The 21,130-nt window shown below is 70.8% G+C and carries 22 protein-coding genes; 10 read left to right on the top strand and 12 right to left on the bottom strand.

Features of this window, described 5'->3' with window-relative positions; translation table 11 throughout:
- The first annotated feature begins 34 nt into the window (after positions 1-34).
- Positions 35-322 carry an Lrp/AsnC ligand binding domain-containing protein gene (locus ABZ857_RS12540; RefSeq protein WP_357041848.1) on the top strand — a complete coding sequence of 96 codons (288 nt, stop codon included), beginning with the start codon at positions 35-37 and terminating at the stop codon, positions 320-322.
- A gap of 26 nt (positions 323-348) precedes the next feature.
- Here ABZ857_RS12540 and ABZ857_RS12535 read toward each other — a convergent pair whose 3' ends face one another.
- From ABZ857_RS12535 to ABZ857_RS12525, 3 genes are all read right to left on the bottom strand, one after another.
- A complete protein-coding gene (locus ABZ857_RS12535) occupies positions 349-1,152 on the bottom strand; it encodes a histidine kinase (protein ID WP_357041845.1) in 804 nt (267 codons plus the stop codon).
- 98 nt (positions 1,153-1,250) lie between these two features.
- Entirely contained in the window at positions 1,251-2,300 is a 1,050-nt protein-coding gene (gene trpD, locus ABZ857_RS12530) for an anthranilate phosphoribosyltransferase (RefSeq protein WP_357041842.1), read from the bottom strand.
- Positions 2,301-2,359: 59 nt separating this feature from the next.
- Positions 2,360-2,755 (bottom strand): hypothetical protein, encoded by a 396-nt coding sequence (locus ABZ857_RS12525; protein ID WP_357041839.1) that lies wholly within the window; start codon positions 2,753-2,755, stop codon positions 2,360-2,362.
- Positions 2,756-2,917: 162 nt separating this feature from the next.
- On the opposite strand from ABZ857_RS12525, the gene ABZ857_RS12520 reads away from it, so the two are divergent.
- The 4 genes from ABZ857_RS12520 to ABZ857_RS12505 are packed head-to-tail and all read left to right on the top strand — an operon-like array spanning position 2,918 to position 7,066.
- Complete coding sequence (locus ABZ857_RS12520) at positions 2,918-3,535, top strand: heme-copper oxidase subunit III (RefSeq protein WP_169978711.1); 618 nt, start codon at positions 2,918-2,920, stop codon at positions 3,533-3,535.
- Between the two features lie 17 nt (positions 3,536-3,552).
- Positions 3,553-4,362, top strand: coding sequence for a c-type cytochrome (locus ABZ857_RS12515; RefSeq protein ID WP_357041836.1), 810 nt, complete (start codon positions 3,553-3,555; stop codon positions 4,360-4,362).
- Positions 4,359-5,438, top strand: coding sequence for a Rieske 2Fe-2S domain-containing protein (locus tag ABZ857_RS12510; protein WP_357041833.1), 1,080 nt, complete (start codon positions 4,359-4,361; stop codon positions 5,436-5,438). The genes ABZ857_RS12515 and ABZ857_RS12510 overlap by 4 nt, the downstream gene beginning before the upstream one ends.
- A complete protein-coding gene (locus ABZ857_RS12505; RefSeq protein WP_357041830.1) occupies positions 5,435-7,066 on the top strand; it encodes a ubiquinol-cytochrome c reductase cytochrome b subunit in 1,632 nt (543 codons plus the stop codon). Before ABZ857_RS12510 ends, ABZ857_RS12505 begins: the two co-directional genes overlap by 4 nt.
- A gap of 76 nt (positions 7,067-7,142) precedes the next feature.
- Here ABZ857_RS12505 and ABZ857_RS12500 read toward each other — a convergent pair whose 3' ends face one another.
- Both ABZ857_RS12500 and ABZ857_RS12495 read right to left on the bottom strand, forming a co-directional pair.
- On the bottom strand, positions 7,143-7,796 hold the full coding sequence (locus ABZ857_RS12500) for a response regulator transcription factor (RefSeq protein ID WP_357041827.1): 654 nt from the start codon (positions 7,794-7,796) through the stop codon (positions 7,143-7,145).
- Complete coding sequence (locus ABZ857_RS12495; protein ID WP_357041824.1) at positions 7,793-9,037, bottom strand: sensor histidine kinase; 1,245 nt, start codon at positions 9,035-9,037, stop codon at positions 7,793-7,795. Before ABZ857_RS12495 ends, ABZ857_RS12500 begins: the two co-directional genes overlap by 4 nt.
- Positions 9,038-9,170: 133 nt before the next feature.
- On the opposite strand from ABZ857_RS12495, the gene ABZ857_RS12490 reads away from it, so the two are divergent.
- Together ABZ857_RS12490 and ABZ857_RS12485 are read left to right on the top strand one after the other, a co-directional pair.
- A complete protein-coding gene (locus ABZ857_RS12490; RefSeq protein ID WP_357041821.1) occupies positions 9,171-10,238 on the top strand; it encodes an alpha/beta hydrolase in 1,068 nt (355 codons plus the stop codon).
- Positions 10,228-11,331: an acyltransferase gene (locus tag ABZ857_RS12485; RefSeq protein ID WP_357041818.1), complete on the top strand. Its 1,104-nt coding sequence runs from the start codon at positions 10,228-10,230 to the stop codon at positions 11,329-11,331. The genes ABZ857_RS12490 and ABZ857_RS12485 overlap by 11 nt, the downstream gene beginning before the upstream one ends.
- Positions 11,332-11,351: 20 nt before the next feature.
- Here ABZ857_RS12485 and ABZ857_RS12480 read toward each other — a convergent pair whose 3' ends face one another.
- The 4 genes from ABZ857_RS12480 to coxB all read right to left on the bottom strand — a co-directional run bounded on the left by ABZ857_RS12480 (position 11,352) and on the right by coxB (position 15,411).
- A complete protein-coding gene (locus tag ABZ857_RS12480; RefSeq protein ID WP_357041815.1) occupies positions 11,352-12,521 on the bottom strand; it encodes an Ig-like domain-containing protein in 1,170 nt (389 codons plus the stop codon).
- Between the two features lie 141 nt (positions 12,522-12,662).
- A complete protein-coding gene (locus ABZ857_RS12475) occupies positions 12,663-13,058 on the bottom strand; it encodes a cytochrome c oxidase subunit 4 (RefSeq protein WP_346225722.1) in 396 nt (131 codons plus the stop codon).
- A complete protein-coding gene (gene ctaD, locus ABZ857_RS12470; protein ID WP_357041812.1) occupies positions 13,055-14,719 on the bottom strand; it encodes a cytochrome c oxidase subunit I in 1,665 nt (554 codons plus the stop codon). Before ctaD ends, ABZ857_RS12475 begins: the two co-directional genes overlap by 4 nt.
- Positions 14,716-15,411, bottom strand: a complete 696-nt coding sequence (gene coxB, locus ABZ857_RS12465; RefSeq protein ID WP_357041809.1) for a cytochrome c oxidase subunit II — start codon at positions 15,409-15,411, stop codon at positions 14,716-14,718. Before coxB ends, ctaD begins: the two co-directional genes overlap by 4 nt.
- A gap of 322 nt (positions 15,412-15,733) precedes the next feature.
- Here coxB and ABZ857_RS12460 point away from each other — a divergent pair, with 322 nt between their 5' ends.
- Both ABZ857_RS12460 and ABZ857_RS12455 read left to right on the top strand, forming a co-directional pair.
- Positions 15,734-16,867: a cysteine desulfurase family protein gene (locus ABZ857_RS12460; protein ID WP_357041806.1), complete on the top strand. Its 1,134-nt coding sequence runs from the start codon at positions 15,734-15,736 to the stop codon at positions 16,865-16,867.
- A complete protein-coding gene (locus ABZ857_RS12455; protein ID WP_357041804.1) occupies positions 16,867-17,193 on the top strand; it encodes a sulfurtransferase TusA family protein in 327 nt (108 codons plus the stop codon). The genes ABZ857_RS12460 and ABZ857_RS12455 overlap by 1 nt, the downstream gene beginning before the upstream one ends.
- Positions 17,194-17,203: 10 nt before the next feature.
- On the opposite strand, the gene ABZ857_RS12450 is transcribed toward ABZ857_RS12455, so the two are convergent.
- Positions 17,204-18,190: a carbohydrate kinase family protein gene (locus ABZ857_RS12450; protein WP_357041801.1), complete on the bottom strand. Its 987-nt coding sequence runs from the start codon at positions 18,188-18,190 to the stop codon at positions 17,204-17,206.
- Positions 18,191-18,368: 178 nt separating this feature from the next.
- Entirely contained in the window at positions 18,369-18,722 is a 354-nt protein-coding gene (gene erpA, locus ABZ857_RS12445) for an iron-sulfur cluster insertion protein ErpA (protein ID WP_079313357.1), read from the bottom strand.
- 195 nt (positions 18,723-18,917) lie between these two features.
- Between erpA and nadA the strand changes: the two genes are divergently transcribed.
- On the top strand, positions 18,918-20,072 hold the full coding sequence (gene nadA, locus ABZ857_RS12440) for a quinolinate synthase NadA (RefSeq protein WP_357041798.1): 1,155 nt from the start codon (positions 18,918-18,920) through the stop codon (positions 20,070-20,072).
- Here nadA and ABZ857_RS12435 read toward each other — a convergent pair.
- A complete protein-coding gene (locus ABZ857_RS12435; protein WP_357041796.1) occupies positions 20,069-21,064 on the bottom strand; it encodes a LysR family transcriptional regulator in 996 nt (331 codons plus the stop codon). The two genes, nadA and ABZ857_RS12435, sit on opposite strands and share 4 nt — an antisense overlap.
- Between the last annotated feature and the right edge of the window lie 66 nt (positions 21,065-21,130).

Here is a 21,130-nt window from a genome sequence, read left to right as displayed (position 1 = left end):
AGACCCGAGCCGCGAGACAGCAGGAGAGACGCGAATGGTCACCGCGATCGTCCACATCAAGGCGGACGTCGACAGGATCCCCGAGGTCGCCGAGGCCATCGCCGAGATCGAAGGCGTCAGCGAGGTTTACTCGATCACCGGCGAGTTCGACCTGCTGGCCATGGTCAGGGTCGGCCGGTACGACGAGGTGGCCGAGGTCGTGCCCGGTCGTGTCAACAGGGTGTCCGGCGTGCGCCACACCGAGACGCACATCGCCTTCCGCACCTACTCCCGCCACGACCTGGAGGCGGCCTTCTCCATCGGCCTCGCCGACGCCGACTGATCCCGCCCCGGTCCGGCGCCGGACGGTCAGGCCGGACGCAGCAGCCGGACGCGGACCTCGAAGCCACCCGGGAGCGGGTGCGCGGCGACCGAGCCGCCGAACAGCGCGGCGCGTTCCCAGGTGCTGACAAGCCGGTCGCGGGGCAGCCCGTCGTCGTGGACGACGACCTCCAGGACGGCGGGCAGCCACCGCAGCGTGACCGTCGCCGTTCGGGCCATGCCGTACCACAGGGCGTTGCCCAGCGCCTCCTCCACGATGCGGTAGGCCGACAGCTCCAGCGTGGGGCCGCTCCCCCGGGCGCCGGCCTCGGTGAACGAGACGGCGAGCCCGCTCGCGCGGAAGTCGTCGATCAGCCTGGGCAGGTCCCCCAGGCCCGGCTGGGGGCCGCGGCGCTGCCCGTCCATGCGCAGCAGGCCCATCATCCGGCGTAGATCGGACAGGACCCGGCGGCCCGACTCCTCCGCCTCGCGGAAGGTCTGCCGCGCCCGTTCCGGGTCCTTGTCCATGATCACACGGCCCGCTCCCACTCCCAGCGTCATCACGCTCAGGTCGTGGGCCACAAGATCATGCAGTTCCGAGGCGATGCGCAGGCGTTCCCAGACGACGTCGTCCTCGGCGGCGGGGTGAACGGGACGCCCGGGCCGCGTGCCGTCCCCGCCCTCCGCCCGGACCTGCCGGCCGCCCCTGCCCCGGTCCCGTCCCGGGGAGACCGCGCAGGGGCGAGAGTCGGCGGAGGGCGCGCCACGGAGACCGGCGGCGAGTGCGGCCATCCCGCCGCGGGCGAACGCGGCCCAGCGGTGGATGACGCGAAGGGCGAACAGGCGCATCATGGCGGGAACGGTACGGCTCAGGCCGAACCCGGCACGTCCCCATCAAGGCGGACGCCTGATCCCTCCAGCGGCGGAGGCGATCCGGATCAGGAACGCGATCAGGCCTTGCCGCCGAGCTCGCGGCTGATCTCGACCCAGCGCTCCAGGGTCCGCGCGGCCCTGCCCGAGTCGACCGCCTCGGCGGCGCGGGCGTACGCCGCGCTCAGTTCGCCGCTCAGGTCGTCGCCCGGGCCGTCGTAGGCGACCAGGCCGGCCGCGGCGTTCAGCAGCACCGCGTCGCGCACCGGCCCGGTCCTGCCGCCCAGCAGGTCGCGGACCGCCGCCGCGTTGAACTCGACGTCGCCGCCGCGCAGGTCGTCCGGCTGGGAACGGGGGATGCCGAGGTCGGCCGGGTCGATCGTCGTCTGGGTCGCGGTGCCGTCACGGACGACGAAGACCGTCGACGGGGCCGCGGTGGACAGTTCGTCCAGGCCGTCGTCGCCCCGGAAGACGAGCGCCGACACGCCGCGCTCGGCGAAGACCCCGGCCATGACCGGCAGCATGCGCGCGTCGAACACGCCGATGGCCTGGGCGGCGGGGCGCGCGGGGTTGGCCAGCGGCCCGAGGAAGTTGAACACCGTCGGCACGCCGATCTCCTTGCGCGCCGGGCCGGTGAAGCGCAGCGCGGGGTGGTAGACGGGCGCGAAGCAGAAGGCGATGCCCGCCTCCACCGCGACCCGGGCGGTGGCCTCCGGCGACAGGTCGAGGGCGACGCCGAGGTGCTCGAGCACGTCGGCCGCGCCGCACAGCGAGGAGGCGGCCCGGTTGCCGTGCTTGACGACCCGGGCCCCGGCCGCCGCCGCGACGATCGCGGCCATCGTCGAGACGTTGACGGTGTGCGCCCGGTCGCCGCCGGTGCCGACGATGTCGACCACCGGCCCCTCGACCGTGAGCGGGGTGGCGCGCTCGAACATGGTGCGGACGAGGCCCGTCACCTCGGCGACGGTCTCGCCCTTGGCCCGCAGGGCGACGGCGAAGGCGGCGATCTGCGCCGGGGTCGCCGCCCCCGACATGATCTCTCCCATTACCCAGGCCGTCTCGTCGGCCGTCAGGTTCTCGCCCGCCAGCAGGGCGTTCAGCGTGGAGGGCCAGGTGGTGCGCGTGTCCATGGTGGGCTCCGCGGGGTTGGATGTCGGGTCGGGTCGGGTCGGCCCCGGCTCGCCGGGTTTCAGTGCGCCCGGGTGAGGCTGAGGCGGCGCCGCATGAGGTCGGCCACGGCCTCGGCGAGGACGACGGGGTCGATGGGCTGCGCGACGACGGCGTCGGCGCGGGCCCAGTTGGCCAGCCAGCGGTCGTCCCTGCGCGCGATGAGCAGGAGGATCGGCGGGCAGTTGTGCACCTCGTCCTTGGCCTGCCTGCTGACTCCCATGCCGCCGGCCGGCTGCGCCTCGCCGTCGAGGACGGCGACGTCGATGTCGCCGGAGTCGAGATGCTTGATCACGGCCGGCTGGGTCGCGCACTCGACGATCTCGACGAGGGGCACGTCCGCGGCGGGGCGCCGCCCGATGGCCAGCCGCACCTTCTCCCGGGTGCCTGCGTCGTCGCTGTAGACGAGAACCCTCATTTCACGCTCACTGTCGAATCGCGGGGTATGGTCATCGTGATGCTACCGGCGCGGCTGCAGGGCTCGCAGCCCCGGGGCGATTGCCATGACATGCCCGTTTCGTGGGCGCGCGAGGACCCTAGCGGGGGGTCGTGGGGCGACCCGACCTGGGGAGCCGCAATAATGCTGGGCGTGGCGACAGCATCCGCAATTACTACGACGACGAGACCGCACGGGTCCAGCCGGCCGAACCTGGTTCAGGTCGGGACCATCGTGTGGTTGTCCTCTGAGCTCATGTTCTTCGCGGCGCTGTTCGCGATGTACTTCACCATCCGGTCGGTCAGCCTCGGACAGGGCACGCACTGGCCCGAGGCGCACCTCGAAGTCCCGTTCGCGACCTTCAACACGACCGTTCTGGTCCTGTCGAGTGTCACGTGCCAGCTGGGCGTGTGGGCTGTGGAACGAGGCCAGGTCAAGAAGCTGCGATTCTGGTATGTCGTAAGCTTCCTGATGGGCGCCTTCTTCGTGGGCGGTCAGCTTTACGAGTACGGGAACCTGGCGCGCGAGGGCCACGTCCTCTCGCACTCCCCGTACGACTCGGTGTTCTACCTGACCACGGGCTTCCACGGCTTGCACGTGACGGGTGGTCTGATCGCGTTCCTGTTCATCCTGGGACGCACGTACGCCGCGAAGCGCTTGACGTATGAGCAGCAGACCAGCGCGATCGTCGTGTCCTATTACTGGCACTTCGTCGACGTGGTCTGGATCGGCCTTTTCGCGACCATCTACATCATCAAATGATCGGAACGGGGATTTCGGTGAACTCCATCACCGCCCGACGGCGCCATCCCCTCGCGCGAGTCGCCGTCGTGGCGCTCGCGCTGGGCCTGCTCGGCGGCGGCTACGCGCTCGCGGCGCCGAACGGCAGCACCGCGGACGCCGCGATCGCGTCCGGCAAGGCCGACGACGTGGCGCAGGGCAAGAGCCTCTTCGTGGCGCACTGCGCGAGCTGTCACGGCTTGAACGCCGAGGGCACCAAGAAGGCTCCGACGCTCATCGGCGTCGGAGCCGCCGCCGTGGACTTCCAGGTGAGCAGCGGCCGCATGCCGGCCGCCGACGCGGGTCCCCAGGCTCCGCGCAAGCCCAAGGCCGAGTGGGCCACCGACGAGGCGATCGGCCAGCTCTCGGCGTACGTCCAGTCGCTGGGCGGCGGCCCGACGGTGCCCAGCGCCGAGCAGGTCGACCCCGCCAAGGGTGACCCGGCCAAGGGCGGCGAGCTCTTCCGCGCCAACTGCATCCAGTGCCACAACTTCGTGGGCGCCGGCGGCGCGCTGACCTACGGCAAGTACGCGCCGCCGCTGAACCCGGCGACGCCGACGCAGATCTACGAGGCGATGGCCACCGGCCCGCAGGCGATGCCGGTGTTCAACGACTCGACGATCACGCCGGAGCAGAAGCGCGACATGATCGCGTACATCACCCACGTGCGGTCGCAGGTCGACCCGGGCGGTTCGGGTCTGGGCCGGATCGGCCCCGTCACCGAGGGCCTTGTAGCGTGGGTCGTGGGTCTCAGCCTCCTGATCCTGGCCTCCATCTGGATCACAGCGAAGAAGCGACGGGCGGCATGACAGAGCAGAACGAGTACCCCGAGAGCGGCCGGGTGCCGACCCGCGTCCTCGGCACGCCGCCCGCCGACGCGCCGATCGTCGACACCGACCCGATCCACGCGCCCGAGGGTGTTCCGGGCGTGATCCCGCAGGACCCCGTCAAGGCCCGCAAGGCCGAGCGCCTCGTCGCGCTGCTGTTCCTGATCACCTTCCTGGCCGGGGCCGGGTTCATCGCCTCGTACGTGATCTTCCAGGTCGGCTCGATCGGCAACACGGCCACGTCGAACTACGCGCTCGGCGGCACCCTGGCCCTGGCCCTGCTCTCGCTGGGCGCGGGCCTCACGGTCTGGGTGCGGCAGATCATGCCGAAGTACAACCTCGTCCAGGAGCGCCACGAGATGCGCTCCGACGACGACACGCGTGAGTACGTCAAGGAGACCTTCCTCCAGGGCGCCGACGAGAGCGGGTTCGTCAAGCACAGGCTGCTGCGCCGCACGCTGCTGCTGGCCGCCGCTCCGCTGGGCCTGCTCCCGCTGGTGCTGCTGAAGGACCTCGGCCCGCTCCCCGGGACCGTGCTCAGGCACACCGTCTGGGGCGAGCCCACCAAGGACGGCAAGCCGCGCCGCCTCGTGGTCGAGGGCACCGGGCAGCCGATCCGCGCGGCCGACTTCAACTCTCCCGGCGGCATCCTCTCTGTGGTCCCCGAGGGCTACGAGGAGGACCTGAACGCTCTGGCCAAGGCGACGCTGATCCTGCTCAAGTTCCGTCCGGAGGAGTTCAAGTCCGGCACGAACCTGAACTGGACGCACGACGGCATCGTCGCCTACTCCAAGATCTGCACCCACGTGGGCTGCCCGGCGGCTCTCTACGAGCAGACGACGCACCACATCCTCTGCCCGTGCCACCAGTCGACCTTCGACGCGGCGGACGGAGCGAAGGTCGTCTTCGGCCCCGCCGCCCGCCCGCTGCCGCAGCTCCCCATCGGAATCGACGAGGAGGGCTACCTCGTCGCGAAGTCCGACTTCAAGGTCCCCGTCGGTCCCAGCTTCTGGGAGCGTGGCGACGCTGAAGCCGAAGCTAGGGAGAACGCATCATGAACGCTCCCCCGAAGGCCATCGCAGGCGCCTCGACCTTCGTCGACGACCGCATCGGCGCGGGGAACTTCCTCAAGCGCAACCTGAGGAAGATCTTCCCCGACCACTGGTCGTTCCTCCTGGGGGAGATCGCGCTCTACTCGTTCATCATCCTGCTGCTGACCGGTACGTTCCTGACGTTCTGGTTCAAGCCGAGCATGGGCGAGGTCACGTACACGGGCAACTACGCCCCGCTGTACGGCGTGAAGATGTCGGAGGCCTACGCCTCGGCGCTGCACATCAGCTTCGACATCCGGGGCGGTCTGCTGATGCGGCAGATCCACCACTGGGCGGCGCTGCTGTTCGTGGGCGGCATGACCGTGCACATGCTCCGGATCTTCTTCACCGGGGCGTACCGCAAGCCGCGCGAGCTCAACTGGATCATCGGCATCCTCCTGCTCTCGCTGGCGCTCTTCGAGGGCCTCACCGGATACTCCCTCCCCGACGACCTGCTCTCCGGCGCGGGTCTGCGGATCACCCAGGGCGTCGCCCAGTCGATCCCGATCGTGGGCACCTACATCTCGTTCTTCCTGTTCGGCGGCGAGTACCCGGGCCACGACGTCATCTCGCGGTTCTACTCGATCCACATCCTGCTGATCCCGGGCATCCTGCTCGCGCTCGTCTCGGCGCACATGATCCTGATGTGGGTGCAGAAGCACACGCAGATGCCGGGCAAGAACAGGACCGACAAGAACGTGGTGGGCGCTCCGTTCTACCCGGCCTTCATGATCAAGTCGGGCGCGTTCTTCCTGTTCACGTTCGGGGTCATCGCGCTGCTCGGCACGTTCGCCCAGATCAACCCGATCTGGTTGTTCGGGCCGTACACTCCGGCGGACATCTCGGCGGGATCACAGCCCGACTGGTACATGGGCTTCCTTGAAGGCTCGCTGCGTCTGATGCCGGCGTGGGAGATCAACTTCCTCGGCCACACCGTCACGCTGAGCGTGCTGATCCCGGCGCTCGTGCCGCTGGGCATCATCATGACGGGCCTGGCGCTGTATCCGTTCCTGGAACAGTGGATCACCGGCGACCGCCGCGAGCACCACGTCGCCGACCGGCCGCGCAACAACCCGCACCGCACCGCGATCGGCATCGCGGGGATGACCTTCTACGGCATCCTGTGGCTGCTGGGCGCCAACGACGAGATCTCGGCGAACTTCAAGGTCGACCTGTACACGACGACCTGGTTCGGGCGGATCGCCATCTTCGTCGGCCCGGCCATCGCCTACTGGATCACCTACCGGATGTGCATCGGCCTCCAGCGCAAGGACGCCGAGGTGCTGTCCCACGGTGTGGAGTCCGGCGTCATCAAGCGGCTGCCGAACGGCCAGTACATCGAGGTCCACACGCCGCCGGCGGAGGACATCGCCGAGCACATCCGCGGCAAGAAGGAGATCCTGGTTCTCGAGAGCGCCGAGGACGGCGAGGGCATCCCGCCCAAGGGCGCCCGCAGCGCCATCGGCCGGCTCCGCGCCAAGATGAGCCAGGCGTACGGGACCGACCGGGTCCCGCTCACCGACGGCCACCACGAGGAGGAGCACGCGGAGGAGCACGCGGCCGTCGGCGCCGGCGACCGCAAGGAGCTCCACTGACGGGCACCTGACCGACCGGCACGAAACGGCCCGGCAGGGGGGAACCACTCCCCCGCCGGGCCGTTGTGTTTCCCGCTCACCCGGCGGGTGACACGAGGCCCGTCTCGTAGGCGATGATGACGAGCCGCACGCGGTCGCGGGCGCCGAGCTTGGCGAGCAGCCGCGTCACGTACGTCTTGACGGTGGCGGCGCTGATGAACAGCTCGGCGGCGATCTCCGCGTTGGACAGGCCGCGCCCGACGAGGGTCAGCACCTCGGCCTCCCGCTCGGTGAGCCCCGCGACCCGGCGAGGCCGCGGGCCGGGCGCGGGACGGCCCGCGAACTCCTCGATCAGCCGGCGGGTCACGCGCGGGGCGATCAGGGCCTCGCCGGCGGCGACCACCCGGATGGCGGCGAGGATGTCGTCCAGGGCCATGTCCTTGACGAGGAACCCGGACGCCCCGGCGCGCAGCGCGCCGTAGACGTACTCGTCGTCGTCGAAGGTCGTCAGGACCAGGACCTGGGCGCCGCAGCCCGTGGTGATCAGCCGGGTGGCCTCGATGCCGTCCATACCGGGCATGCGGATGTCCATCACCACGACGTCGGGCTCGACGTCCTCCGCCAGCCGCACCGCCTCCGCGCCGGTGCCCGCCTCCCCGGCCAGGGCGAGGTCGGGCGCGTCGGCGATGACCATCTGCAGGGCGGCGCGGATCAGCGGCTGGTCGTCGGCGAGCAGCACGCGGACGGTCATCGCACTCCCGTCGGCACGGGCAGCCGGGCCTCGACCCGGAAGCCTCCCTCGGGACGCGGCCCGGCGGCGAAGGTCCCATGCAGGACGCCGACCCGCTCGCGCATCCCGAGCAGGCCGTAACCTTCCCCGCTTTCACCGCCGCGCCCGTCGTCGAGCACCTCGATGCGCACCTCCTCGTCCCGGTAGTCGATGCACACCCGGCACGACGTCGTGCCGGCGTGCCGCACCACGTTGGTGACGGCCTCCTGGACGATGCGGTAAGCCGACACGTCGATCTCCGGCGGCAGTGGACGAGGCTCCCCCAACCGGCGTACGTCGACCCGTACGCCCGCCTGGGTGATCGTGGCGGCCAGCCGGTCGACGTCGGCGAGGCCGAAGTCCGGCTCACGATGCCCCGATTCCAGGGGTGCCGGTTCCAGGGGTGCCGATTCCAGGGGCGCCGGCCGCGCTGTACGCGCGGGCTCGTGGCTCCGCAGCGCGCCGAGCATCCGGCGCAACCCGGAAAGAGTCTGCCGGCCGGCCGTCTCGATCTCCCCGAGCGCGTCACGCGCCCGCTCCGGTTGGGTGTCGATCACCCGCCGCGCCGCGCCGGCCTGAAGCGCGATGACGCCGATGCTGTGCGCGACCATGTCGTGCAGCTCACGGGCGATTCTGAGCCGTTCGTCGGTGACCGCCTGGGTCGCCGCGCGGGCGCGCACTTCCTCGGCGTGCTCACGGGACTCACGCACCGATTTCCCGAGCAGCCAGGCGATGACGGTCGCCAGGGCCACGGCGAGTTCGGTGGAGGTGCCGATCGGCCAGCCGAACAGCAGCCGCGTGGCCAGGAAGCCGGCGAGCACGACGAGGGCCATGACGACGGCGGCGACACCGGTCCCGTGCGGGCGCGCGGCGGCGATGAAGAACACCGCGACACCGGCGGCGAGGAACTGGGGCATCGGGATCTCCGCCACACCCAGCGGTACGGTGCCGACGATCGAGGCGGCGAGCGGCAGTGACAGGGCGGAAAGGGGACGGCGGCCCAGCAGGGCGCCGCCCACCACCACCAGGACGGTGCCCACCCCGAAGAACGCCAGGTTGTCCCACCAAAAGAACTGCGCCCCCGGGTGCGCGGCGGGATACCACTCGCCGGGCAGGCGCAGCCGCATCAGGAACGTGAACGCCGTGCCCCCGCACCAGGCGAGGACCACCCAGGCCCCGGGCGGCAGCCGCCTCGGCCACGGACTGGGGGATGCGACCTGCATGACCAGAGGGTAGCGGTGTGTCCTTTTCACGGGCATCCGCCCAGAGGTCTACATCCACGGTCGGCCGGTGCCGCGGCAAATGTCCCTGACGGTCCGATGCGGTGCGGACGCGCCGCACGGCAGCGTGATCCGGGTGATCGACACCGTAGAGCCGCCGGGCGCCCACGACCGGCCACCGGCGCCGCTCCCCCTCCCCCGCCGCAACCCGCTCGCACTTCTTCGCCCTCGGCCGGCCGGGAGCCCCCCGCGTGGAAGCCGCCTGCGCCGGAGGCTTCTCGCCTCGCTCGTCGCCGCCGCGCTCGCCGTCCCGGTGACCGGCACGGCACGTCCCGAGGGGGTCCCCGCGCCCGTCCCGCCTCCCCTGCCCCCGCTGCGTGAGGCGACCGCCGCGAGCCTGGCCGAGCGGTACGCCGCCACCCGCGGCGCCGTCGAGGCGGCGATGCGGGCCGCCGCGGCGGCCGGTCACCGATGGCGGGCCGCGATGCTGCGGGCGATGGCCGACCCCACCCGGCATTTCCTGTCCTTCGACGGACGCGACGGAGGCCGGGCCGCCGAGGTGTTCGGCGACCTGGCCGCCGCCGACCGGATCGCGGTGATCGTCCCCGGCTCCGGCACCGGCCTCGACACGTACGGGCTGCTGCGGGGCGGCTCGATGCGGCTGCAGCGGGCGCTCGGGAGCCGGGGGGCCGTCGTCGCCTGGCTCGGATACCGCCCCCCGAGCACCGCGAGCCTCCAGGCGCTGACCCCCGGCCGCGCGGACGAGGCCGCCCCCGCGCTGCGCGCCTTCGTCCACGACCTGGCCGGGCTCAGGCCCGCCGCCCGCATCAGCCTGCTGTGTCACTCGTACGGCGGCGTCGTGTGCGGCCGGGCCGCGCCGGGGCTGGACGTCGCGGACATCGTCCTGTACGGCAGCCCCGGCGCGGGGGTGGACGACGCGCCGGCGATGCGCACCGGGGCCGCCGTCTGGGCCGCCCGCGGCACCGGGGACTGGGTCGGCCACCTGCCGCACGCGGCGGTGCGCCTTCCCTTCGGCACGATCGGGCTCGGAGGCGATCCCCTGGATCCACGGTTCGGCGCCCGGATCTTCGCCGCGGGCGACGGCGGTCACAGCGACTATCTGAAAGACGGATCGCCCGCGCTGGCGAACATCGCCCGGATCGTCTCCGGGCATGCTCCCGCCGAGGTGAGCCGTGATTCATGACCTCGTCCGGCGCGTCGAGGAGGCGACACCGGCCCGCCGTGACCGCGCCGTCGACGCGCTGCGTGCCCTCGCCATCGCCGGTGTGGTGCTCGGCCACTGGCTGGTGACCGCCCCGGTCGCGGACAGCGGCGTCCTGCGCGTCACCAGCCCGCTGAAGTACATGCCGCAGCTCGCGCCCGTCTCCTGGCTGCTCCAGACCATGGCGGTGTTCTTCTTCGTGGGCGGGCGGGTGGCCGTCGAGAGCCACGGCCGCGCCCGGGGCCGGGGCGCCGGCCACGGGCGGTGGGCCGCCGCCCGGATGGCCCGGCTGTTCCGCCCGGTCGCGCCCGTGCTGGGGGTGTGGAGCGCGGCGGCGCTCGCGATGCTCGCCTGGGGCGCCGACCCGGGGAGCGTGTACGCGCTGGTCAAGCTGGTGTGGTCGCCGATGTGGTTCCTGCTGGTCTTCGCGGCGCTGACGGCGGCGACCCCGCTCGCCGCACGGCTGCACCCGGTGTGGCCGCTCGCGGCCGTCGCGGTGGCCGACCTCGTCAGGTTCGGCCTGGACGGGCCGTCCTGGATCGGCTGGATCAACGTGGGGACCGGCTGGCTGGTGCCGTACTGCCTCGGCGGCCTCTGGGCGGGCGGGCGGCTGGGCGGCCGGGCGACCGGATGGGCGCTGCTGCTCGGCGGGGCCGCCGCCACCGCCGGTCTCGTCCTGTGGGCGGGCTATCCGGCGTCCATGGTCGGGGTGCCGGGCGCGCCGGTCTCCAACCAGTCCCCGCCCACGCTGGCGGCCGTCACGTTCGGGCTGGCCCAGTGCGGGGCGGCCCTGGTGCTGTCCGGGCCGCTGCGGCGGGTGCTGCGCCGTCCCGCCGCCTGGGCGCTGGTGGCGGCGGCCAACCTCTCCGCGATGACGATCTTTCTGTGGCACCAGACCGCGATGATCGCGGTCACGGCGGCGGCCCTGCGGCTCGCGGGCCGGGCGCTGCCCGGCCTGCACACCGTCCCCGGCGATCCCGGCTGGGTGGGCGCCCGCCTGGCATGGCTGCCGGCGTTCGCGGCGGCCCTGGCGATGTGCTGGGCGGCTTTCCGCCGCTACGAGACAAAGACGTGACTCACCCCGGTCGAGGGCGCTCAGAGGGCGTCGGCGGGAGCGGCGCGCAGACGGCTCCGCTTGAGCCAGGCGGGCCAGGAGTCCTGCCAGTAGCTCCAGCCGTTGGTCGCCTCCAGCCTGCGCGGCGTCCCGGTCACGATGATCGGGTCGCCGATCAGGGTGTTGTTCTTGAACCACTTGGCGTTCTCCGGGCTGACGTTCACGCAGCCGTGGCTGACGTTGGAGTTGCCCTGGTCGCCGACGGACCACGGGGCGCCGTGGACGTACTCGCCGGTGTTGGAGATGCGGACGCTGTTGTACACCGTCGTCTCGTAGTAGCCGGCCTGCCCCGGCGAGGCGTCCGGCGAGGTCATGACCGTGACGTCCTCCCTGGACATCGCCACGTGGATCCCGCTGGTGGTGTGGTGGCGGAGCACGTCGCCCATGCCCGCGCTGATCGGCACGTTCTTGATCTGCTTGCCGTCCCGCTCGATCTTCATGTAGTGGGTCTGGGTGTTGGCCACGCTGATCTGCGAACGGCCGATCTCGAAGTCGCGGACGTAGTCCTGCTTGCCGTACATGCCCTCGCCGCCCCTGATGCCGGCCAGGCGCGCGGTGACGCGGACCTTGGTGTACGTCGGCCAGTACTTCTCCGGGCGGAAGACCACGTTCTTGTCGTCGAGCCAGTGCCAGGCGCCGTCGATGGGCTTGGACGCCTGCACGATCAGGTTGCGCTCGACGGACACGCGGTCGGTGACCGGCTTGTCGAAGGTGATGATGATCGGCATGCCGACGCCGACCGTCAGGCCGGTGTCCTGCTTGTTGGGCAGCAGGGTGGAGATACCGAAGGTCTTGGCGGCCTGTTTCGTGGCGAAGCGGACGGTCCTGGTCGTCGAGCCGCCGGAGCCCGCGGCCGTCGCCTCGACGCTGTAGGCCGTCCCCGGGGCCATGGGACGCTCGCTGCGCCACTGCGTGTGGTCGGGGCTGAACACGCCCGCGACGGGCTTTCCCGCGGCCTGTACGGCCACGTGGGTGAGCTTGCCGCCCGCCGCGCCGATGAGGATGGGAAGCTCGGGCGGCAGGTCGGCGGCGCCGTCGAGCGGGCTGACGCTGATCGCCGTCCCGGAGCCCCGATCCTCGTCCCGCCCACCTGACGTGGAACACCCGGCAACCATCACGAGAAGGGCCAGCGCCCCCGCACCAGCACGCACGTCCGTCCCCCTAGTATCGCTTCCTGGGGGTTATTCCCTGGTGACGTACCGTTCGGGCAGTCCGGGGACCGCGTGCCGGCAAAGAACGCGAACGGCCGGCCGGCGAGATCGCCGACCGGCCGCCCAGCGGGCTTCACGCGATCAGTGCGAGAAGTTGCCCCGGTAGTACTGGAACACGAACCCGATCATGGCCATGACCGTGCAGAACAGGCCGATGAAGAACAGCCACCAGCCGACCGCGAAGCCGAAGAAGGTGAGCGCGGCCGACAGGCACACGAACAGCGGCCACCAGCTGTGCGGGCTGTAGAAGCCGATCTCGCCCGCGCCGTCGCTGATCTCGGCCTCCTTGTTGTCCTCCGGCTGGTCGCCGATGCGGCGCGCGGTGAACAGCAGGTAGTAGCCGATCATGAGGGCCAGGCCGACGGAGATCGCCATCGCGGTGGTGCCGGTCGGCTCCTTGGACCAGAACCAGTAGACCACGTCCGCGGCGGCGAAGAAGACGCCGCAGAGCAGGAACATCCATCCCTGGATCTTCATCGGGACTCCTCCACCAGCTCAGGCTTGGCGGTGATGTGCGGGTACTTGAGGTCGAACGCCGGGCGCTCGGACCGGATCCGCGGCAGCGACAGGAAGTTGTGCCGCGGCGGCGGGCAGGAGGTCGCCCACTCGAGCGAGCCGCCGAAGCCCCACGGGTCGTCCACGGTGACCTTGGGCGCCTTCCGCCACGTCACCCAGACGTTGTAGAAGAACGGCAGGGTGGACAGGCCCAGCAGGAGCGCGCCGGCCGAGGAGACCATGTTCAGGTCGGTGAAGCCGTCGGCGGGCGAGTAGTCGGCGTACCGCCGGGGGAAGCCGATGACGCCCAGCCAGTGCTGCACCAGGAAGGTCAGGTGGAAGCCGAAGAACAGCAGCCAGAAGTGGAGCTTGCCGATCTTGTCGTTGAGCATCTTGCCGGTGAACTTGGGCCACCAGAAGTAGAAGCCCGCGAACATCGCGAACACCACGGTGCCGAAGACCACGTAGTGGAAGTGCGCGACGACGAAGTAGGTGTCGCTGATGTGGAAGTCCAGCGGGGGCGACGCCAGGATGACGCCGGTCAGGCCACCGAACAGGAAGGTCACCAGGAAGCCGACCGCGAACAGCATCGGGGCCTCGAACGACAGGTGACCCCGCCACATGGTGCCGATCCAGTTGAAGAACTTCACGCCGGTCGGCACGGCGATCAGGAACGTCATGAACGAGAAGAACGGCAGCAGCACCTGGCCGGTCACGAACATGTGGTGGGCCCACACGGTGACCGACAGGCCCGCGATGGCGATGGTCGCGCCGACCAGGCCGATGTACCCGAAGATCGGCTTACGGCTGAAGACCGGAAGGATCTCGGTGATGATGCCGAAGAACGGCAGCGCGATGATGTACACCTCGGGGTGCCCGAAGAACCAGAACAGGTGCTGCCACAGCATCGCCCCGCCCGTGGGCGAGTCGAAGATGTGCGCGCCCAGCTTGCGGTCGGCCTCCAGGGCGAGCAGCGCGGCGGCCAGGACCGGGAAGGCCAGCAGCACCAGGATGCTGGTCAGCAGGATGTTCCAGGTGAAGATCGGCATCCGGAACATCGTCATGCCGGGGGCCCGCATGGTGAGGATCGTGGTGATGAAGTTCACCGCGCCGAGGATGGTGCCGAGACCGGACAGCGCGAGGCCCATGACCCACAGGTCGCTGCCGAGGCCCGGCGAGGTCACCGCGTTCGACAGCGGCGCGTACGCGGTCCAGCCGAACGAGGCGGACCCGCCCGGGGTGAAGAAGCCCAGCACGGCGATCGTGCTGCCGAACAGGTAGAGCCAGTAGCTCACCATGTTCAGGCGGGGGAACGCCACGTCGGGGGCGCCGATCTGCAGCGGCATCAGCTCGTTGGCGAAACCGGCGAACAGCGGCGTCGCGAACATGAGCAGCATGATCGTGCCGTGCATCGTGAACAGCTGGTTGAACTGCTCGGTCGACACGACCTGCAGCCCCGGCTGCGCGAGCTCGGCCCGCATCACCAGCGCCATGAGGCCGCCGATGAGGAAGAACACGAACGACGTGATCAGGTAGAGGTGCCCGATCACCTTGTGGTCGGTCGAGGACAGCCACTTGGCGATGACCGTGCCCTTGGTGTACGGCCGGGCGACGATGCCGGCCGGTTCCTGGATGGCGGTCACTGCGCACTCCCCGCCTGGCTCTTGATGTACTGGTCGAATTCGGCCTGCGGCACGAGCTTCACGGAGAACAGCATCTTGCTGTGGTCGGTGCCGCAGAGCTCGGCGCATCGGCCGACGAAGACGCCCGTCTTGTTGAGCGTCGTGATCTGGAAGTGGTTGTGCACGTTGCCCGGGAAGACGTCCTGCTTGAACAGGAACGCCGGCACCCAGAACGAGTGGATGACGTCGGGCGAGTGCAGGTCGAACTGCACCTGGGTGTTGACCGGCAGCACGAGCTGCGGACCCTGCGGGTTCTCCGGGCTCTGCTTGCTGAGGTCCACCGGCACGCCCGCGACCACGGCCTTCTGGCCCTGGTACTCCGTGGTGAAGCGCCAGCTCCACTGGTAGCCCTCGACGGCCACCTTGACCGGGGCGTCCTTGGTGATCCGCGTGATCTCCGTCTCGTCACGGGCCGTGAAGTAGAAGAAGACCGCCACCATGATGACCGGGACCACCGTGTAGAGGATCTCGATCGGCAGGTTGTAACGCACCTGCGGAGGCAGCTGATCGGGGCTGTTCTTCTTCTTACGGTGGAAGATGCACGCCCAGAGGATCAGTCCCCAGACGACCACACCGGTGGCGAGAGCCGCGATCCAGCTCCCGTTCCAGAGCGTCTGGACGATGCCGGCCTGCTTGGTGACACCTTCCGGCATGCCCCCACGGGACCACTGATCGATCGCCTGGTTGCTACACGCCGTCCCGGACGCCACCAGCAGCGCCACGGCGGCGGCTCCGGGCAACCGGCGGCGTGCCCACGGTCGCCGTGTCGTACGGCGGGTCGGACTCACGGATCGCCTACCCCACAGATGAAGCCCAAGAGTTCCTCTCCTGGGCGGTTTTTCCAATTGACCCTTGGGTGAGACCGGCATCAGCGTTCTGGCCGGTCTGCCCTTTACTTGGTTGAGTTCACGCTGGGGGACACATTAGCGCGGACCGGCGCCGCCCCTCTGAGCAGCCCCCGTTAATGTCCTAACTGTGGCCTACCTGGACGCGGCTTCGACCGAACCTCTCCATCCCGCGGCTCGTGACGCCTTGCTGGCGGCGATCGACGCCGGCTGGGCCGATCCCGCCCGCCTGTACGGCACGGCGCGCCGCGCCCAGATGTTACTGGAGCGCGCGCGGGCAGAGGTAGCCGAACTGATCGGCGCCCGGCCCGACGAGGTGTCGTTCACCTCCTCCGGGACGCAGGCCGTCCACCTGGGGGTGCTCGGCACCCTGGCCGGCCGCCGCCGCGCCGGGACGCGCCTGGTGGTGGGCGCCGTGGAACACTCCAGCGTGCTGCACGCGGGCGAGGTCCACGAGCGCGCCGGCGGCGAGGTGGAGATCGTGGGCGTGAGCCGTACGGGCCGGGTGGACTCCGGCGCGTTCGCCGAGGCCGTCGCACGGCCCGGCACGGCCCTGGCCTGCCTGCAGACGGCCAACCACGAGGTGGGGACCCTCCAGCCGGTCGAGGAGGCGGCGCGCGCCTGCCGCGAGGCGGGCGTGCCGCTGCTGGTGGACGCCGCCCAGTCGGCGGGCCGCCTGCCGGTCCCCGGGGGCTGGTCGGTCCTCACCGCGAGCGCGCACAAGTGGGGCGGCCCGGCCGGGGTGGGCGTGCTGGCGGTGCGCAAGGGCGTGCGCTGGCGCTCGCCGCTGCCCGAGGACGAGCGGGAGCGGCGGCGCGTGCCGGGGTTCGAGAACGTGCCCGCGATCGTGGCCGCCGCGGCGGCGCTGCGCGCCCGGACCGAGGAGGCGGAGGCCGAGGGGCGGCGGCTGTCGGCCCTGGTCGACCGGATCCGCGCCGAGGTGCCCCGTCTGGTGCCCGACGTGGAGGTCGTCGGAGACCCGGTCCTGCGGCTGCCGCACGTCGTGACGTTCTCCTGCCTGTACGTCGAGGGCGAGGCGCTGCTGACCGAGCTCGACAAGGCCGGTTTCGCCGTCTCGTCCGGAAGCTCCTGCACGGCGAGTACGCTTCGTCCATCGCACGTTCTGGAGGCAATGGGCGTGCTTACGCATGGGAATGTGCGGGTATCGCTGCCCCGTGGCGTGTCCGAGGACGACATCGATCGGTTCCTCGCGGTGCTCCCGGACATCGTGCGGCGGATCCGGTCGAGCTTGGGGGTGCACTGATGTGGCGCAGACGGGCGGGCGACGCCCGGAGGTCTCCGGAGGCGGCCCAGACGGCGGCGCGGCCCGAGCCCGCCGGGCCGGTCCAGCCCGCGGAGCCGCCCGCGCTGACGATCGACGCGCTGGGCCGCAAGTGCCCGATCCCGATCATCATGCTGGCCGAGCGGATCAACCAGGTGGCGATGGGCGGCGTGGTCGCCGTGCTGGCCGACGACCCCGCCGCGTTCACCGACGTCCCGGCCTGGTGCCGGTTGAAGTCACACGAGCACGTGGGGAGCTACGAGCTGCCCCAGGGCGGCTGGTCCATCCACGTGCGCCGCAACTACTGAGAGCCCCTGTTCAGGCGTGGTGACAGCGGGCGTGCCCGCCGACCTCGTCGGCCGCCTCCTGGCCGTACGCCGCGGCGAAGCGCTCGAGGAAGACCCGCTGGCTCAGCTCGTACTCCTGGCAGCCGACCCGCTCGAGCACGTGCGTGGCGGTGAGGTTGCCGATCTGGCCGCAGCGCTCCAGCGACAGCCCCCAGGCGGCGCCCGCGAGGAACCCGGCGCGGAAGGCGTCGCCGACGCCGGTCGGGTCGGCCTTGCCCAGCTCCGGAGCCGGCGAGATGTGCAGCGACGGCTCGCCCTTCCGGTCGATCCTGGCGCCCTTGGGCCCCAGGGTGGTCACGCGGACGCCGACCCGGTCCAGGATCTCCTCGTCGGACCAGCCGGTCTTCTGCTCGATCAGCCCGAGCTCGTAGTCGTTGCTGAACAGGTACGCCGCGCCCTCCACGAGCTGGCGGATCTCCTCGCCGGGCATGCGGGCGAGCTGCTGCGAAGGGTCGGCCGCGAAGGGGATGCCCCGCTGGCGCGCCTCGTCGGTGTGCCGCAGCATCGCCGCCGGGTCGTTGGGGCTGATCAGGACGAGGTCGAGCCCGCCGAGGCGCCCGGCGATCGGGCCCAGCTCGATCTCCCGCGCCTCCGCCATCGCGCCGGTGTAGAACGAGGCGATCTGGTTGTGGTCCTCGTCGGTGGTGCACAGGAAGCGCGCCGTGTGGTGCAGCTCGGAGACGTGGACCGAGTCGCAGTCGACGCCGTGGCGCTCCAGCCAGGAACGGTAGTCGGCGAAGTCGGTGCCGACGGCGCCGACGAGGATCGGGGTGAGCCCGAGGCAGCCCATGCCGAAGGCGATGTTGGCCGCGCATCCGCCAGGGCGGATCTGCAGATCGTCGACGAGGAACGACAACGACACCCGGTCGAGCTGCTCGGCGATGAGCTGGTCGCCGAAGCGGCCGGGGAACGTCATCAGGTGGTCGGTGGCGATGGAGCCGGTGACGGCGATGCGCACGGGGTCATTCTCCTCGTTGTCAGCATCAGGGAGACAGGGGCGGGGACGTTGATCCCGCCGAACCTACTGAGCGTACCGTCTCGGGACATGACGACGCCCCGCACGGGAGAAACCGTACGGGGCGTCCGACGCACGCTCCATCGCACGCGCCCCGGCGTCGCCGGACGCGCGATCGCCGTCAGTTGAACGAGTCGCCGCAGGCGCACGACCCGGTCGCGTTGGGGTTGTCGATGGTGAAGCCCTGCTTCTCGATGGTGTCCACGAAGTCGACCGTGGCCCCGATGAGATACGGCGCGCTCATCCGGTCGGTGACGACGTTCACGCCGCCGAAGGTGGAGACCACGTCGCCGTCCATCGACCGGTCGTCGAAGAAGAGCTGGTAACGCAGGCCGGAACAGCCACCCGGCTGGACCGCCACCCGGAGCTGCAGCCCTTCCTCGCCCTGCTGCTCGAGCAGGCTCTTGACCTTGGCGGCGGCCGCGTCAGTCAGGATCAGGCCCTGCTGCGTGGTCTCGCTGCTCTCAACCGTCATGTGCTGACTCCCGCGTCTGCGCCAACCGCCCATCGGGGCGGTCGATTGGTTCTGACGTCCTACCTAGACGCTACCAACACCCGTGAAGCCCTACACATTCCACGTGCCTCACCGGCAACCGCGCGACGAACCAGGCGATGTGATGTGTAATGATTAGTCGTCAGTTAGACGATAAGTCCCCGAGGGGGTGTGGTCGTGACGATCACCGAGACCGGCCTTCCGCTCTTCATCCTCGGCCGGGACACCGACCCGCACAGCGAACGCGGCGTCGACTGCCCGGGCGAGCTGCCTCCCGCGTCCGATCCGACCCTCGTGGAGCGCGCCCGCGTGGCCAAGGAGCGGCTTGGCGACCGGTTGTTCGTGCTCGGTCACCACTACCAGCGTGACGAGGTCATCCAGTTCGCGGACGTGACCGGCGACTCGTTCAAGCTCGCCCGCGAGGCCGCCGCCCGGCCCGAGGCGGAGTACATCGTGTTCTGCGGTGTCCACTTCATGGCCGAGTCGGCCGACATCCTGACCGGTGACACGCAGAAAGTGGTGCTCCCCGACCTGGCCGCCGGCTGCTCCATGGCCGACATGGCGACCTTCACCCAGGTCGAGGACTGCTGGGACGCCCTGGAGGACGCCGGCATCGCCGACCGGGTGGTGCCGATCACGTACATGAACTCCAGCGCGGACATCAAGGCGTTCTGCGGGCGGCACGGCGGCGCCGTCTGCACCTCCTCCAACGCCCGGCGCGCCCTCGACTGGGCCTTCGAGCAGGGCGAGAAGGTGCTGTTCCTGCCCGACCAGCACCTGGGCCGCAACACCGCCGTGCTGGAGATGGGGCTGTCCCTGGACGACTGCGTGGTCTACAACCCGCACCGGCCGAACGGCGGCCTCACCCGCGAGCAGCTGGAGAACGCGAAGATGATCCTGTGGAAGGGCCACTGCTCGGTCCACGGGCGCTTCTCCGCCGCGTGCGTGGACGAGGTGCGGGCCCGCATCCCCGGGGTGAACGTGCTCGTGCACCCGGAGTGCCGCCACGAGGTGGTGACCAAGGCGGACTTCGTCGGCTCGACCGAGTACATCATCCGGAAGCTTGAGGAGGCCCCGGCCGGGTCCTCCTGGGCCGTCGGGACCGAGCTGAATCTGGTGCGCCGCCTGGCCGACCGGTTCCCCGACAAGACCATCACGTTCCTCGACCGGACCGTGTGCTACTGCTCCACGATGAACCGCATCGACCTGCCGCACCTGGTCTGGGCGCTGGAGTCGCTGGCCGACGGCGAGGTCGTCAACCAGATCACGGTCGACGCGGACACCACCCACTGGGCCAAGGTCGCCCTCGACCGCATGCTCGCCCTGCCCTAGCCGTAGCGGACCGCGGCCGTGCCGGCACGGCCGCGGTCCGTCTGACCAGCCGCCAAGCTCGCATGGTCGATGTCGGGGAGCCAGTCCCGGCCGGGTGTGAATTCCAGCCACCGCCGGGCTCGCCCGGCGTCGGCGAAGCCGCGCAACAGGGCGTCGAGCAGCGGGTGACCGTAGGACTCGCGCCAGGCCAGCGACCACGCGTACAGCGGGGTCGGCGCCGTGAGCGCGATCGAGCGCAGGCCCGTGTGGTCGGGCAGCGGCGCGTCCGCCGGGAAGAGCGTGAAGCACGAGGCGTCGTCGCGGATCCGCCGGACGAGGTGCTCCAGGCCCAGGTTGGGGCCGTCCTGCCGCCGGGTGATCCCGAACTCGTCACCGAAGCGGCGGAGGAAGTCCAGGCGGCTCAGCTCCGCCGGGCACCACAGTGTGCTGTCGCGCAGGTCGGCCGGGCGCACCTCGTCGGCTCCGGCCAGCGGATGGGCCGCGCTGACCACCGCGTCGACGGGCTCCAACCGCACCAGTCGCCGAGTGAGACCCGCGTCGCCGCCGTCCGGCAGCGGATGCACTCGCCCGAACCCCAGGTCGGTGTCACCGTTCAGCAAGGACCGTGCGACCGACGGCCAGTCCCGGCCCGGGCCTGGTTCCAGACGCACCCCGCCGAGCGCCTCCGCCGCCTGGGCGACGGTCCGCATCGGCGCGTAAAGATGACCCCACGTGTCGATCCGTACGACGGGCGGGGCGCCCGTCACCGCCGCGACCGCGTACTCGCCCGCCGCGAGCGTCCGCCGCGCGGCGGGCAGAAACCGTTCCCCGGCCTCGGTCAGCCGGACGCCGCCCTCACGCTCGAACAGACGTACGGCCAGCAGCGTCTCCAGGCGGGCAATGCGCTTGGACAACGCCTGCTGGCTGATGCCGAGGTGTTCGGCGGCACGCCCGAAATGCAGCCTCTCCGCGGTCTCGGCGAACGCACGGACCAGGACGAGGTCAAGATCCATGCCGCTGAGCATAGGTGACAACCCGGCGTTGTCGGGCGCGTGGACGCGTTGTTGGCCCGGCCCCCG

The organism is Microbispora sp. NPDC046933, from assembly GCF_040644635.1.
GTDB lineage: Bacteria > Actinomycetota > Actinomycetes > Streptosporangiales > Streptosporangiaceae > Microbispora.
The sequence above is the reverse complement of the archived record's forward strand: the minus strand, read 5'-3'. Positions and strand labels throughout refer to the sequence as shown.